At 61.6% G+C, this 13,711-nt stretch carries 15 protein-coding genes; 3 read left to right on the top strand and 12 right to left on the bottom strand.

What is annotated here, in order from left to right; all coding sequences use genetic code 11:
• Nucleotides 1-20: 20 nt before the first annotated feature.
• Both D8M36_RS06880 and D8M36_RS06875 read right to left on the bottom strand, forming a co-directional pair.
• Complete coding sequence (locus D8M36_RS06880) at nucleotides 21-527, bottom strand: flavin-dependent oxidoreductase (protein WP_238638409.1); 507 nt, start codon at nucleotides 525-527, stop codon at nucleotides 21-23.
• Nucleotides 528-769: 242 nt separating this feature from the next.
• The gene (locus D8M36_RS06875; protein WP_034372417.1) at nucleotides 770-1,153 is read right to left on the bottom strand and encodes a MerR family transcriptional regulator; all 384 of its coding nucleotides are present in this window, start codon (nucleotides 1,151-1,153) and stop codon (nucleotides 770-772) included.
• Between the two features lie 197 nt (nucleotides 1,154-1,350).
• Here D8M36_RS06875 and D8M36_RS06870 point away from each other — a divergent pair, with 197 nt between their 5' ends.
• Entirely contained in the window at nucleotides 1,351-2,874 is a 1,524-nt protein-coding gene (locus tag D8M36_RS06870) for a SulP family inorganic anion transporter (protein ID WP_065247460.1), read from the top strand.
• Nucleotides 2,875-2,967: 93 nt separating this feature from the next.
• Here D8M36_RS06870 and D8M36_RS10360 read toward each other — a convergent pair whose 3' ends face one another.
• Both D8M36_RS10360 and D8M36_RS06860 read right to left on the bottom strand, forming a co-directional pair.
• Nucleotides 2,968-3,096 (bottom strand): hypothetical protein, encoded by a 129-nt coding sequence (locus D8M36_RS10360; protein ID WP_034372423.1) that lies wholly within the window; start codon nucleotides 3,094-3,096, stop codon nucleotides 2,968-2,970.
• A gap of 439 nt (nucleotides 3,097-3,535) precedes the next feature.
• Entirely contained in the window at nucleotides 3,536-4,078 is a 543-nt protein-coding gene (locus D8M36_RS06860; protein ID WP_034372426.1) for a DUF488 domain-containing protein, read from the bottom strand.
• 512 nt (nucleotides 4,079-4,590) lie between these two features.
• Here D8M36_RS06860 and D8M36_RS10355 point away from each other — a divergent pair.
• Nucleotides 4,591-5,565, top strand: coding sequence for a GNAT family N-acetyltransferase (locus D8M36_RS10355; protein WP_082991050.1), 975 nt, complete (start codon nucleotides 4,591-4,593; stop codon nucleotides 5,563-5,565).
• 101 nt (nucleotides 5,566-5,666) lie between these two features.
• Here the strand turns inward: D8M36_RS10355 and D8M36_RS06850 are convergent, their stop codons facing one another.
• On the bottom strand, nucleotides 5,667-6,062 hold the full coding sequence (locus tag D8M36_RS06850; protein ID WP_065247461.1) for a GNAT family N-acetyltransferase: 396 nt from the start codon (nucleotides 6,060-6,062) through the stop codon (nucleotides 5,667-5,669).
• A 186-nt stretch (nucleotides 6,063-6,248) separates the two neighbouring features.
• Between D8M36_RS06850 and D8M36_RS06845 the strand changes: the two genes are divergently transcribed.
• The gene (locus D8M36_RS06845) at nucleotides 6,249-8,411 is read left to right on the top strand and encodes a KAP family NTPase (RefSeq protein WP_126847764.1); all 2,163 of its coding nucleotides are present in this window, start codon (nucleotides 6,249-6,251) and stop codon (nucleotides 8,409-8,411) included.
• Between the two features lie 114 nt (nucleotides 8,412-8,525).
• Here the strand turns inward: D8M36_RS06845 and D8M36_RS10415 are convergent, their stop codons facing one another.
• The 7 genes from D8M36_RS10415 to D8M36_RS06815 all read right to left on the bottom strand — a co-directional run bounded on the left by D8M36_RS10415 (nucleotide 8,526) and on the right by D8M36_RS06815 (nucleotide 13,608).
• The gene (locus D8M36_RS10415; RefSeq protein WP_082991051.1) at nucleotides 8,526-8,804 is read right to left on the bottom strand and encodes a HepT-like ribonuclease domain-containing protein; all 279 of its coding nucleotides are present in this window, start codon (nucleotides 8,802-8,804) and stop codon (nucleotides 8,526-8,528) included.
• Nucleotides 8,752-8,922 carry a hypothetical protein gene (locus D8M36_RS10150; RefSeq protein ID WP_164497577.1) on the bottom strand — a complete coding sequence of 57 codons (171 nt, stop codon included), beginning with the start codon at nucleotides 8,920-8,922 and terminating at the stop codon, nucleotides 8,752-8,754. The genes D8M36_RS10415 and D8M36_RS10150 overlap by 53 nt, the downstream gene beginning before the upstream one ends.
• Before the next feature lie 330 nt (nucleotides 8,923-9,252).
• On the bottom strand, nucleotides 9,253-10,677 hold the full coding sequence (locus tag D8M36_RS06835; RefSeq protein ID WP_126847762.1) for an ApeA N-terminal domain 1-containing protein: 1,425 nt from the start codon (nucleotides 10,675-10,677) through the stop codon (nucleotides 9,253-9,255).
• 106 nt (nucleotides 10,678-10,783) lie between these two features.
• A complete protein-coding gene (locus D8M36_RS06830) occupies nucleotides 10,784-12,310 on the bottom strand; it encodes an Abi family protein (RefSeq protein ID WP_065247465.1) in 1,527 nt (508 codons plus the stop codon).
• A 309-nt stretch (nucleotides 12,311-12,619) separates the two neighbouring features.
• Nucleotides 12,620-12,901, bottom strand: a complete 282-nt coding sequence (locus D8M36_RS10485) for a nucleotidyltransferase domain-containing protein (RefSeq protein ID WP_375545358.1) — start codon at nucleotides 12,899-12,901, stop codon at nucleotides 12,620-12,622.
• 136 nt (nucleotides 12,902-13,037) lie between these two features.
• The gene (locus D8M36_RS06820; RefSeq protein ID WP_065247466.1) at nucleotides 13,038-13,340 is read right to left on the bottom strand and encodes a HigA family addiction module antitoxin; all 303 of its coding nucleotides are present in this window, start codon (nucleotides 13,338-13,340) and stop codon (nucleotides 13,038-13,040) included.
• A complete protein-coding gene (locus tag D8M36_RS06815; RefSeq protein WP_096883180.1) occupies nucleotides 13,327-13,608 on the bottom strand; it encodes a type II toxin-antitoxin system RelE/ParE family toxin in 282 nt (93 codons plus the stop codon). The genes D8M36_RS06820 and D8M36_RS06815 overlap by 14 nt, the downstream gene beginning before the upstream one ends.
• Nucleotides 13,609-13,711: the final 103 nt, after the last annotated feature.

Below are 13,711 nucleotides of genomic sequence, written 5' to 3'. Positions count from 1 at the left end.
ACTATACAGCATCAACTGAACTATTGCAAACGCACTGAACTGACATTGAAGCGAAGAGCTTGCGACCTGCAGGAATTACTCGATGGGATAGCAGATGACTGATCCTTTGTGGTTCGGCTGCCACCCAACGCGGGAGCGACGTGGGCGGCGAGGTTCTCCAGAATCTTCACGTTGACGTCCACGCCCATCCCGGTGGGGATGATGATGAGCAGGGCGTCGGCGGACATGACGGCGGGATCGGCTTTGAGCTGCTCAATGAGCTTGTCGGGCTCAGCGGCGAAGGTGCGACCGAAGGTGGAGGCGCCGACGTCGGGAAGCATGCCCAGCTGATCGGAGCCGGAGGCCTGCATGCTGAACATCTGCATGTCCGCGCCGTCAGCGATGGGGAAGACGGAGCGCGAAACCGACGCGCGCGGCGTCCAAGCATGGTCCGCCGTCTTCCACGCGACGCGGTAGCGACTGATCTGGTCTGCCTGGATTTCGCTCAGGGGCTCGGCGTTGGTCTCGGAGACCAGAGTGGACGACATCAGGTTGAGCCCGTCCTCGGCGGTTTGCTCGACAGAAGCGTGGGTGCCGGAGCCGTAGGAAATGTGCTAACGCAGCTCGGGCACCATGGGGACGACCGGCAGGGCGGAGCCGGGCTGGAATATGTTGGGCTACTGCCGGTCCAGCGGTGCGGCGGTGGCGAATCCGTTGCCGTCCACTGTAGCCATGAACGCTTCGAAGTGGCCTCGCTGGCACAGATAGCGCATCGTGTGTCTGTTTCGACTCAGTCCGAGGAGTGCGCGGTGAGCAGGCCGATGAACTCGTCAGCGGCGTCAAGCTGCTTGGCAAGCTTCGCGCGACGTTCCTCCGCGTCGGTGCGGAAATCGTTCAGCGCCCGCCGGGCGCTCTCGGCGGCAGTACCGACGCCATCTGCGCCGTCGAGCGCCCGGAGTAGGTCGCCCATCTGATCGAGCGAGTATCCCAGTGGCTTCATGCGCCGGATCAGCAGGAGTCTGCCGAGATCGCCCTCAGTGTAGAGCCGGAACCCGCCCTCGGAGCGTCCGGAGGGCGTCAAGAGTCCGATCTCGTCGTAGTGGCGGATCGTGCGCTGCGACAGAGCTGTCCGCTCAGCCAGCTCTCCGATGTGCATCATTCCCGCTTCGGGCACGAGAGCCTCCTCATCTCATCGTCTCAGTTCGACACAACTCTCACGTTACGTTAGTGTTGACTCTCGTGTCCACATGAGACTGGACATGCCTCCGCCGTGGCGATCTATCGCCAGGCGAAGCCGCGCGTTGTCGCGCACCACCAGACATTCTCCGCTCCTGGCCTGAGAGCGCCGCCCTGAACAGATGGAGGTACCGCATGGCCTTGCCCACTGCGACCAAAGAAGACAAGGGTCGGTACCGGCCCGAACCGTCGGTGCTCACCGCACTGAAGACCCCGCGCATCCTCACTCGCGAGGTTCTCGCAGGCCTGGTCGTGGCGCTGGCGCTCATTCCCGAGGCGATCTCGTTCTCGATCATCGCGGGCGTCGATCCACGTGCGGGCTTGTTCTCCTCATTCGTGATGGCAGTGTCCATCGCGTTCCTCGGCGGCAGACCCGCCATGATCACCGCGGCGACGGGCGCTATCGCTCTCGTTATCGCCCCCGTCGCCCGCGACTACGGCTTGGACTACTTCATCGCGACGGTGCTTCTGGCTGGGGTCTTCCAGATCCTCCTCGCCGTCTTCGGAGTCGCCAGACTCATGCGATTCATCCCGCGCAGCGTCATGGTCGGCTTTGTCAACGCGCTGGCGATCCTCATCTTCATGGCACAGGTGCCCGAACTCATCGGCGTGCCCTGGATGGTCTACCCTCTCGTCGCGGTCGGGCTGCTGATCATGGTCCTCATACCGAAGATCACCAAGGTCATACCGGCCCCACTGGTCTCGATCGCTCTGGTGACCGCCGCCGCGGTCGTCTTCTCGATCAACGTACCCGCAGTCGGCGACAAGGGTGAGCTGCCGCGCAGCCTTCCCGAGCTGTTCATACCGAATGTGCCGCTGACATGGGAGACTTTCACGATCATCGCGCCGTTTGCCCTCGCGATGGCGCTGGTAGGCCTGATGGAATCGCTCATGACGGCGAAGCTCGTGGACGATGTGACCGACACCCACTCGAACAAGACCCGGGAGAGCTGGGGGCAGGGCGTCGCGAACCTGCTCTCCGGCCTGTTTGGTGGCATGGGTGGCTGCGCGATGATCGGGCAGACCATGATCAACGTGAAGGCGTCCGGGGCCCGGACCCGCATCTCGACGTTCCTCGCAGGTGTGTTCCTCTTGGCCCTCATCGTCGTCCTCGGCGACATTGTTGCGATCATCCCCATGGCGGCGCTGGTCGCGGTGATGATTATGGTCTCCGTAGGTACCTTCGACTGGCACTCCATCAAGCCCTCCACCCTGCGCCGGATGCCTAAGAGCGAGACGACCGTCATGGTCATCACCGTCGCCGTCGTCGTCGCCACCCACAACCTCGCCGTCGGTGTCGTCGTCGGCGTGTTCGTCGCCTCTGTGATGTTCGTGCGCCGCGTCTCCCACCTCATCGACGTCAGGCGTGAGATCACTGAACAGGATGGCGCTCGGATCGCGCATTACACAGTCGAGGGTCAGCTCCTGTTCGCCTCCAGCAACGACCTCACCACCATGTTCGAGTACGCCGACGACCCTGACCGAGTCATCATCGACCTCACGAGATCCCACATCTGGGATGCCTCCACCGTCGCGGCGCTCGACGCAATCGAGACCAAATACGAACAGCACGGCAAGACGGTCGAGCTCGTCGGGATGAACGAGTTCACGACTGGGTTCCACGCCCGACTCACGGGAGGACTCGGCAACGGTCACTGACAGGGCTCGGGTGGGCCAGTCGGTCACGTCGGGGGCAACCGCGGCGCAGCCGCGGGCGGCAGCCGCTATCCAACGTCACAACCATGAGATGCGCTAGCGCATGTCGATGACACCGTTGGCCACCTCGATGTGTTTGGTGGTGGCCGCGACAGCACCGAGCAGCGGCATCGGGGCGGAGGCCTGCGGCACGAAGTAGTGGACTCGGAAGGACGCGTCGTTCACGCCGATTTCGTTCGCAGCCTGGGCGATCCAGATGAGTCTTGGCGATCTTTTCCGCGGATGACCCGCGCTGGCCACCGAAGGCGTAATGCCCGAAGCTTAAGAATCGGAACGCTTCATTGGATAACGCTCCTTTTGGTGGTGTTAACGAGAGAGTGACTTTGTAACGAGATATCGTGGACTTCAAGTTCAACGTCTAGGTCCGTGGCAAGTCGGTAGCACGTTTTTCGATTCGATGCTTCGGGGCACTATCGGGGTTCCCGGTGGTCTTCTTAGATTGAGGGGTTCAGATTTCCTAACCTAAAGCTCGTTTGAGCGTGCTATCCACTGGTGTGCCTCCGATGCTGCTGCTCATAAGGGGCGGGCGCTCCATGAATACAAGGCGTAGGTCGCGCCTGAGGCATAGTCCGAGTTTCCGCACCCCTGGCCTCTGGGGTACGCGCTAGTCCCGCTCGGGGTAGCGCACGAGGAGATCGTTGCCGATGACTGCGCCGTCGTTGAGCGTTGCCTCGTTCACCGTCGCCCCGGCTGCCCCCAGGCCCATAATGTGGCCAACCTCGTCACCGCGGGCGATGAGGTGGTCGGCGATGATACGCCGGTGGCAGCGCCACCACACCGCCTCGGAGCACATGATCGCGGTGGGGGTTTCGGCGGCGTTCACCCGTAGCTGCGAGAGCGCGTCCGAGAACTCCCCGCCCAGCGCATGGTCGGCGTAATTGTGGAAACTGCGGTTACGCCAGTTGCCGTTAACCTCAAACGGCACCGAGTGGGACACGTTGCGCCGCCCGGTGAGGCCCTCACTTCTGCTGTAAGTGATGCCACATGTAGGAAGGTGTTCGGCAAGGGGGTCGCCGTTGAACCACGGGTACTTCCTGGACCCGGGCAGCTTGCGCACATCCACGATGGATGCCACACCGGCAGCCTTGATCATTTCAGCGAAGTCCTCGAACTCGAGGTTGGAGTGGCCCACGGTGAAAATGCGCATGTCGCCAATGCTACGCGTCAAGCGGTTACACCAACATTGGCGTCCAGGTATCGTGCATCGGCAGGTGGTCGGACCGGTAGAACGCGGAGGTAGCAGACAGGACGTTTGATGCATTCGCGCCCACCTTTCCGCCGTATAAATCCCATTTATGGCCGAGTATTCCGCACGGACCGTTCGGTTAAGTTTCAACGGATCGCTTTGGTGACATCGGAAGCCTGAGTTAATCGTATGTGGGGCGAATCCCATGTATGTCTTGTTTAAGGATGCTGCTGCACGAGGAGCGGGGCTGAGGCTACCTGGTGTGCACTCTATCTTTGCCGCACATAGCGGGGTGTGGTGGTTTTTAGCTGCTATTCACGAATGAGAAGGTGTTTTTGCAACGATACGTCGTCGAATTTAGGTTCAATGTGTAGTTTCGGTTTGCTGAGCCGTCGAGCGATGGTGCTTTCACCATCTGGGTGAGAGACGAAAATGCCTGATGTCTCCAGTCTCGGCCGAGGTAGGCTGGCGGAGTGGATGTGACTCTCCGGCCGGTGAGTGCCGATGTTCTCGACTTCTTGTGGACCTGGCAGCACGCGACGCCGGATGCCGAGTGGAAGCTGTGGGATGGACCCTACTTCGAGGCCCCTGTGAACCCCAGCCGTGAGGAGTTTGATCAGCGGCAGCGTGCAGGATTAGGCAGTCATGATCGTCGGATCATCGAGGTCGATGGGGAGCCGGTTGGTTTCGTTTCGCGTTTTGAGGAGGAGCCCGCAGGCGGCGGCTGGTGGGAGCTTGGCATTGTGGTCTTCGACCCACGTTGGTGGGGGAGAGGGATCGGCCGAGCAGCGCTTACCCAGTGGCTCAACCTGATCTTTGACGAGACTGCCGCTCACGTCGTCACCCTTCAGACGTGGTCAGGCAACGAGAGGATGATCGCCTCAGCAAGACGGTGCGGCTTCGTGGAGTGTGGCCGGATTCCCGAGGCGCGATTGTGGAACGGCCGACGCTGGGACAGCGTGAAGATGTGCGCATTGCGTCCTCGTCCGTCACTCTGGGAGTGCCGCAGAGACGCTCAGCTCCCGGATGACGTCGCACGGCTTCTGGCGACAGTCCCGGAGTGGTTCGGCCTGGAAGAGGCGAATCAGGAGTACATCGACGCAGCCCGACACATGGAGACGTGGTCTGTGCGCGACGAACACGGAAAGGTCATCGGCGTGACCTTGGTCGACCGCGACTTCCCAATATCCGCCGACATTCACTTCATGGTCGTGGATCGAGCCTGGCATGGTCGGGGCGTTGGATCAGCCATGCTCAGGGCCGTGGCGTCTGCCTCCCGTGCCGATGGTGTCCGGCTGCTCCAAGTGAAGACCTTGGGGCCGTCGCATTCCGACGCTGGATACGCCCGCACCCGCCACTTCTACGAGAAGTGCGGTTTCCTGCCGCTGGAGGAGACTGATCTGTGGGGTGAGGACAATCCCTGCTTGTTCATGGTCATGCCCTTGTAAGGATCGCTGAGCTTCACGACCTGGGCTGCGGTGATCCGTCATGCTCTTCGGTGCCGTAACTAGGCGGCGTTCCGTACCCGATTTCAGTCTGCGTAGCGCCCTCAGCGCAGTACGTCCCGATTTCGCTTCCCCATCGCAGTGAATGAGAAGAAACCGAGTCGTTCGTAGTAGCCGATGAGATCCTCATCGCACGCAAGATCAATCGAGTACATGCCCTCAAGTTGGGCGACGAGTCGATTCACCAGTTCCGTTCCGACGCCCTGCCCCTGATAGTCAGGATGAACTTCCAGCCAAGGGATGAACGCAGTGAGCACACCATCGCTGATCGCGTTGATGTAGCCAACGACACGTTCCCCTTCGAGCGCCCACACCCGCCGATACGAGGAGTCCATGACCTCGATAAGCTTCTCCGCGCTTGGCGGCACCGGCCAGCCGACGAAGAACCCCGACACCTGGTTCGGGGCAACTGAGCCGACACCAGTCCGATAAGTGATCATGAGGTCACCCTAGCGATCGCTAGTTACCCCAGCCAGTGAATATGAGCGACCAAGAAATTCAGACTCCTGCTGCCTGTGGCCAGATTTGTCACGCGAAGCGGAATTCGTCCGCGTTCCGTAGCCGAATAGCGTCTCGACCGATGCCTAGCTGCACCGCTCATCACGGGTTGCATGTAGGCTCTAAGCGTGAACTCACCTGGGGACGAGTACCATCCGACCGCCGACCAACCTCAGCCCTCGCTCGGTTGGCGAGACGATCCGATCACAACAGCCGACCAGGACACTCTCCAGCGTGCACCGGTAGCCCAACGCATAGCGCGACTGATCGACGAGAACCACTCCCCGGAATCCAGCGTTGTCTATGGACTTGAGGGCCCTTGGGGTTGCGGTAAGTCCTCAGTAATCGCCTTGATCACCACCTCCCTCACGAAATCCGAAGAACACCGATGGCATGTCGTCCCGTTTACGCCTTGGGCGACATCCGGAACAGAGGGATTGCTTTCCGAGTTCTTTTCCTCTCTTGCAACCGTTGCGCCAAAATCGAGTAACAGTAAGAACCTGCGTGACCTGATCAGTACCTACGCCGACATTGCGCGGCCTTTTGCAGCCTTGATCCCGGTCGCGGGATCGGCAGTTGCCGAGGCGACGCGAAGTCTCGAGACCCGCTTATCGAAACCGTGGAATGTAGCCTTCGACGAGATCGCGAGCGAACTGCGGACCCTCGGAACACCAGTACTGGTCGTCGTCGATGATATTGACCGTCTCCAGCCCGGTGAATTATTCGACCTTCTCAAAGTGGTGCGCCTGCTTGGCCGCTTCCCCGGTGTCGACTTCCTCTTGGCCTACGATGAACAAACCCTCATCGAGACCTTGCAGAATCCAGACCAGTCCAACGCATCGAAGGCTAGGGCTCGGGCGTTCATGGAGAAGATAGTTCAGTATCCACTGAGTATCCCGCCCCTTCTCACGAGCCAGATCGTGAAAATGCTGGACGCCGGGCTGACGGAGATTTTGACCCAGGAACGTGTCGAGACAAGCTTCGACAGGAACCGGTTCGGTGACATCATCCTGTCAACCATGCCCTCCCAACTCAATACGCCGCGCGCCATTGAGCGATTCCTGGCGCAAGTTCGCGAGCAGTTCAGGAGCCACGATCTCAGTGAGATCAATGATGTGGACCTCATCTTGACCGTCTTCCTCAAGACTCAGTTTCCCGACGTCTTCGCCCGACTGCAGTCGTGGAAGAGTGAACTAACCCGTTCGTCTCCTTCGATAGCGAGCTTCGGCAGACGTGAGGTAGAACAGCCGGATTGGGATCAACTCTTTGAAGTCCTCGATCGCGACACGGATCGTCGAGATGCTCGCGAGGTTCTAGCTGTTCTCTTTCCTGCAACTCGCGCCCCAAGCCCTTCCCGCGCTGCGCCCAGACGGTTCGCGCATCCCGACTACTTCGATCGGTACCTTGCGCAAGCTATCCCTGAACACGACGTACCCGACGCCATCGTCAGCCGAGCTATTGAGGAGGCGGCCGTCGGCCTCGGCGCCAATCTATGTTCGCTGCTCTCGGCCGACGACGAATCACGGGTGACCTTGACGCTGAGCAAGATCCGCTCGCTATACCCAGATATCAGAGAGCTGCCGTACCACGAAGGTCCCTCCGGTCCAGTCACGCTGGAGTTGTTAACCGTCGGCATGACCCTTGTCAATGATGCCGAAGACAGGCTGAGTTCTTTGACTTCCAACTTAGTCCACTTAACACACTGGGCTGCGACGCTGATCCGTCGTCTTGTCGACGCAAATCCTAAGAGTGATATTGATCGCGCGCTGATGGCATGCTCCGATATTCACCGTCGCACCCAGGTAATTACGACTGCGAACCGCGACATAGAAGCGCTCAATGATGAAACTGCGCAGACTCTGCGCGAAGCGCTGAATCGAGAGGCCGATAGATTGTCATCGATTTTGCTGAATGATCTCCGCCAGGGTGACGAATCGAAGCCACAAGCAGGCAACAGTTTCCTCTATGACGTCATCGCCGAGTCGCCGACCCTGGAACGCTTTCGGGCCGACATTGCGAATGGCCTAAAATCTGACGATTTCTCTCTCGAAGACATTGCGGCGAGGCTCGTCAATTTCTCTTACATAATCGGAGGCTCCGGGCGACCCTCATATGCGTCATTCTCCGGGGCCCTCTTCACGAGGATCACCGGGGTAGAAGCACGGTCGGTTGAGAGAAAGGATGTGAGCGACTGTCCCGACACTGGCTGGCTATACCGTCGACAGTTCACCAAGCCGCTAATCTCACCGAGAGAGGCGGACGCCAAAGAAGCCAGCGGAAGCGACTCGTGACAAGCGACGTTGTCTGGTCCCATGGCTTTCCAATCCGAGTGCGAGGGGAAAGATTAGACGGCAAAACGAAAACTGACCGCGTTCCGTAGCCGAATAACCTTTCGAGCCGCACCGTCAGTCAGCAGAGATGTGACACCGCAGCAGCTTGCTGAGAGGCGGCAGATGAGTCTCGACGAGATCGCGAGCCACGTCGCCGTCGAAGTACTGGTGCACCAGGATGTTGCGAGAACCCCAGGTCTGCGGCCACGTGATCTCAGGGTGCGTGCCGGTGATCTCATCGGGAAGATGGTTCACGGCTTCGCCTGACTGCGACTCACAGCGGCACCGCCTCGGTGAGCGCCTAAGCGGTGACCGGACGCCTGAGCAACTGGGCAGGAAACACGTCGATGTCATCGCGCCCGAACAGCGCGCGACTCTCCTCGAGCAGACCGAACGCACGCATCAGAAGATTCCCCTCCGCGGGGTCCATCCCGACGGCAAGCGTCTCGGGTGTCATGACGGTCTCAGCCATGCGTCCCGGGTAACGGGACCGGCAGCACGTCGACATGGAGCTTAGACATTGAAGCAGAACTCCACCGCGTCCCTAAGGGTTGCCGACATTCTCCCGTCTCGCCGCCGCAGTAGGCAGCACTGACGCACTACCGCCACTTACAGCCGGTCCTCTCGCCCGCCCGCCATGACGCACTCAACGAACGAGCGATAAGGCATGCTCACACGCGCCTCGCACCAAAAGGCCGGACCGCAGAGTCACGGAGGTTCCGAAGTAGTGGCTATCGCAGAGCGTCTAAGGGTTGGGGGAGGGAACCAGCCTTTCGGCGGCGGTACGGACCGTGGCCCTCAGTTACGGGTGCTCCCGCACGATCTCTCGCTGCCGCCCCGCCGGCAATCCGAGCTCGTGCAAGACGTTGAGGATCACGACCGCGGTCGTCACCTCGACGACGGCGATCAGCTCCCCGATGGAATGGTTGGGCGTTCTGCCCTCGTGCACGAGGTCATTGCGGGCGTGCGTCGTCCTCTTCGCCCAATGATCGACATCCGGTAAGAGCTCTGCGATCGCTTCCTGATCGGGTCGCGCGGCGAGGGCGTGGAGCCGATCACGGAGGTTCGGGTCGTTGCGGATGGCCCCCTTGAACCTGCCTCGGTGCTCATGGGGAACCTGCGCCAGCATCGCCTTTCGCCTCGCCCTGCACTCCGCGTTGGGGAACGGCTTCTCGTCGGTGCGGAGGTTACGGTGCAACACCTCGGCAGCACAGACTGCCGTCAGAAGATTGTTCTCGACGAATCGCGCCGGTGCGTAACGCAAGCCCAAGATCACGTTTGTAGCTGCCTGCAAGCGGCCATGGGCCTCGCACCATAGGGGCATGACCTCCTCAAACGGGATCGATCCGCAGGTGAAGAACATTCGGTGGTGATCGACGACCTTCGCATCATGCTTGCCCAGTGCGGCGGGCGAATAGAGTACATCGGCACGTCGGCGCGGCAAGGTCTGACCGTCAAGCAGCTGCGACTCGGAACCAGCCACTTCCAATCGGAGCCAGATCACTCCCGCTGCGCGATGCGTCGCCAGGGAGATCAGGTCCTGCACCAGGCTCGCCGCCGACTGAGCACCATTCAGCGAGAATGGTTCGGCGGGCGCGATACGGATGGACACGGTGTCACTCATACGCCCGACAGAGCCGCCCTTGCGCTGGTCGAAGTGCGGAAGCGTATGGGTGTGCTGAAGGCGATACTCGGTGCCGTCGACCACAACCGATTGCGCCTCGACCGGCTTCACCGAGATACCCCCGGTCCCGTCGATCTTGCCGTCGGGAGCCCCGAGAAATTCTTCGAACACAGAAGACGCTGCCCAGAGACTCAGATCCTCGACTGAGACTTCCGCCCCAGCGAACTCCGGATCCGCGTCACCGCTGGCATGCTCGCCGATGATGGCGACCGTCGCGGTCACGGTCTGCTTGTCAGGGCTCGCCACTCGCGCACCGATGGTCCTTCTGGTGCTCCTTGGAGCACAGCCGAGCAGAGTGATCTCCCTGCGCTCGGCCGTACCGTGTATGACTTCCCAGGTGCGGGTTCCTTCGTGAACAGCGGCCCATCCAGACGAGCCCGTCGTCAAGATCCGATCCTCTAAGGTACCGATCAGCGACAGAGAGAGACCATCTTCCGGGTCGTACCGGAGAACACCCGGGATCTTCTCGCTAGGGGCGTCAGGCAGCCACCACACGCCAGCCCACTCGCCGGCATTGTCGAGGTTCGGAGGATCATTAGGCATCGTGTTCCCGGTCCGGGCTCCCTCCTGTCTTACGGTCAGATTCCAGGTGGAAATTCTTATTTCTACCACATGCCCCTACGTAGGACTATCTATAGCGAAATCACGGTCAGCCGAGATCGGATGCAGCGAAGCTGCGCCTGGCATCCGACTCGTCGATCGCCGCGACGAATTCCTCCTCGGTGACCGAGTCCAGTAAGTCGAGGGGTGATCGGTCCGAGCCCTCCACGTCCTGCTGCAAGTCCGGACGCGGCGTCTGCCACCAGTCCAGGAGCGCCCTGGCGACGTCGGTCGGATCCGAGCCTCCGCAGGACCGGGCGAGCGCCTGGTTGATCTCGGCAAGCGCCTCGATGATCTTCCCGTCGCGGAACTGGAAGGCCGGGTAGAACTTCGTCCCTCCAAGCTCGACCTCGATCACGACGTCGTGCTTGAGGTAGGTACGCAGCAGGCTGCGCTGGGCGGCCTTCTTCGCCCGCGCTGCCTGCACCGGGGTACGAGTCCGCTCCTCGTCGATAACTTCCGCCCCCGTCAGCGACGCACGGGTCTCGGCGGCGGTCATGCACTCGGTTCGGTCGAGCAGGCTCGCGGCAGCCATCGGCGAACGGTCCAGCGCGAAGGCAAGGTCCCAGATCGGACTGCTACGCCAGCCGTCCGGGAATCCGAGCTGCTCCATGCCAAAGCCGACGGTGCGGGACTTGTCTTCGATGAAGTCGGCCAGGGCCACGACGTCGCCCCGCTCCGGCGCGATGGTCAGCAGGAGGTGGCGCAAGACTAGCAGTACGCCGTAGAGCCTGTTGTTCGTTCCGTCGTCCGCGAGCGGCGCGAGCAGGTCGTCGGCGTCCTTCCGAGCCTGCCCCGGCGCGTCGATGGTCACGTCGAATGCGCGGTTCCACAGCCGGCCGTGGTGGGCGCAGATGTTCCGTACGTTCCTGAGGTTGTTCAGCCAGTTGCTCAGGGCGCCGCGGTCTCCGCGGTCGTCGGCGGTGTGGACCTGGAACCGTGCGGCAAGGATCTCCTGGTCGGCCTGCAACATCAGGTCGTAAAGGCTACTCAGCACGCCGAAAGACATCACTTCTGTCGCGACCCAGATGGGCAGGTGGGGTCCGTACTGTTGACGGAAGTGCGCGACGAAGTCGCCCCGGGCGCGCTGCTCGTGTCGCTCGTACTCCTTGAGCCACTCGCGGTAGGCGGCAGTCGGCTCGGGCGGCGCGCTGGAATCTTCCTGCCTCGTCGCGCCGAGCGTCCAGGGATGCCGGTGGGCAAACGCGTCGAGCCTGCCGAGCCGGTGGCCGATGAAGAACCGGAAGGCGGTCTCGACGGTGCTGAGAACGTCGCCGAGGCGCATGCGGAGCTCATGATCGAACTCGTAGAGGGAGACCACGTGCGCGAGGCAGGTCCCGGCCACAAAGGTGTCCAGGCGGATCTCCCGGCCTTCGTCGTCGAACCGGGGCGCGGGTGGTGCGGGCCGGTCGCGGTAGAGGTGCCAGTAGCCCGACAACCGGTAATAGCCGTAGCGCTGCAGGATCTCGGCCGCGTAGGCGTCGTCGCCGCAATCCATGCCCCGACCGCGTAACCGCCGGATCTGTTCGGGGACCGTGAGGAACGGCTTGGCGTAGGTGCTGTCCGGCGTCGTCACGTGCGCATCGTCCTGATCTCCCCGGCACCCGGGGTAGAAAGAGAACAGACCCGCGTCTCATCTAGAGAAGCGAGCCTGCCGTGTTACCTCGAGGATACGGGTTCCACCTGCGCAGGTCAAACACTGCGCGCTCGTGCTGTCTCTTCGCTGACCAGATGCTAGAGCAAAAATCTCCGCTCCACCACGTTCCGGCACGGAGAACCATCTTCGGTCGAGTCGCGTCGACAGTCGCTCATCCCCTGCCCCCAACCAGGTCCCGGAGCAGCTCGAGATCGTGATGGTCCTCAGGTCGGAGCTCGTATCCCAACCTCAGCTCCATGAGCCTCGCCGCAGACGCGACGACCACGGGACGACCTCGAATCTCATCCCCTCGGCACGATCGCGCGCACAATGGGCGAATGTCTCGTCCCCGAAGCCTCTCTGGACACCGTCACCGGCTGCATCCACCTCCATCGGGTGGATGTCCACGGCCCGATCGTCCGATCGCAGTTCCACACGGATCGGCCGCCAGTCCTCGACGACCTCATACCCGCGATCGGACAGCCACTCGATGAGGGGATCCACCTCCGTCGCGTCAACGAAGACATCCAGGTCGCCGTGCGTTCTGGACTGGGCTCCAAGAAGGGCATCAACAGCCCAGCCCCCCGTTCACCTGATAGACGGCAGAGCGCTCGTCGAGCCAGTCGATGACACGGACGACCTCGTCGGCGTCCATTCCCCCCGAACTTCACGCGGCTTGCAGGGGCGTGATCGCCGCGATCTGCTCCTCCGCGAGGTCCTCCGCACGATCCAGCTCGTAGTGGCTCTGCAGGTTGATCCAGAACTCCGCCGACGTGCCGAAGTACTTCGCGAGCCGCAGTGCGGTGTCGGCAGTGATGCCCCGCTTGCCGTGCACGATCTCATTGATCCGCCGCGGCGGAACCCCGATCGAGACGGCGAGCTTGTTCTGCGTGATGCCGAAGCCCCCGATGAAGTCCTCCATGAGGACCTCACCCGGGTGGATCGGCTCGATCCTGTCAGTGGTAGTCAACGATCTGCACCTCCTCCGGTCCGGCGTCGCTCCACACGAAGTAGATATGCCACTGGTCGTTGATCCTGATGCTGTACTGCCCGGCCCTATCACCCTTGAGGGCCTCGAGCCGGTTGCCGGGCGGGACCCGGAGGTCCTCGAGAGACTCCGCGGACCCCACCTGACGCAGCTTGCGCAGTGCGACGCGATGGATCCTCGGATCGATGGACCGCACGCGCTCACGACGCCACAGCCGTTCGGTCGCCTTGTCGCCGAACGATCTGATCATGGAGCCAGTCTATAACGGAGGCCGTTATTAACGCTAGACGTTAAACCGGAACTCCACCGAATTCCAGTTTAACATGTAGCGCTGTTGAAGCCGTGCAATTGAG

The sequence above is a fragment of the Dermabacter sp. HSID17554 genome, from assembly GCF_003989295.1.
Taxonomy (GTDB): domain Bacteria; phylum Actinomycetota; class Actinomycetes; order Actinomycetales; family Dermabacteraceae; genus Dermabacter; species Dermabacter vaginalis.
The sequence above is the reverse complement of the archived record's forward strand: the minus strand, read 5'-3'. Positions and strand labels throughout refer to the sequence as shown.

Coding starts and splice junctions, on each gene's coding strand:
- D8M36_RS06880 (WP_238638409.1), bottom strand. CDS start 527: ATGTCGTCCACTCTGGTCTCCGAGACCAACGCCGAGCCCCTGAGCGAA.
- D8M36_RS06870 (WP_065247460.1), top strand. CDS start 1,351: ATGGCCTTGCCCACTGCGACCAAAGAAGACAAGGGTCGGTACCGGCCC.
- D8M36_RS06860 (WP_034372426.1), bottom strand. CDS start 4,078: ATGCGCATTTTCACCGTGGGCCACTCCAACCTCGAGTTCGAGGACTTC.
- D8M36_RS06850 (WP_065247461.1), bottom strand. CDS start 6,062: ATGATCACTTATCGGACTGGTGTCGGCTCAGTTGCCCCGAACCAGGTG.
- D8M36_RS10415 (WP_082991051.1), bottom strand. CDS start 8,804: ATGACATCGACGTGTTTCCTGCCCAGTTGCTCAGGCGTCCGGTCACCG.
- D8M36_RS10150 (WP_164497577.1), bottom strand. CDS start 8,922: ATGGCTGAGACCGTCATGACACCCGAGACGCTTGCCGTCGGGATGGAC.
- D8M36_RS06835 (WP_126847762.1), bottom strand. CDS start 10,677: ATGCCTAATGATCCTCCGAACCTCGACAATGCCGGCGAGTGGGCTGGC.
- D8M36_RS06815 (WP_096883180.1), bottom strand. CDS start 13,608: ATGATCAGATCGTTCGGCGACAAGGCGACCGAACGGCTGTGGCGTCGT.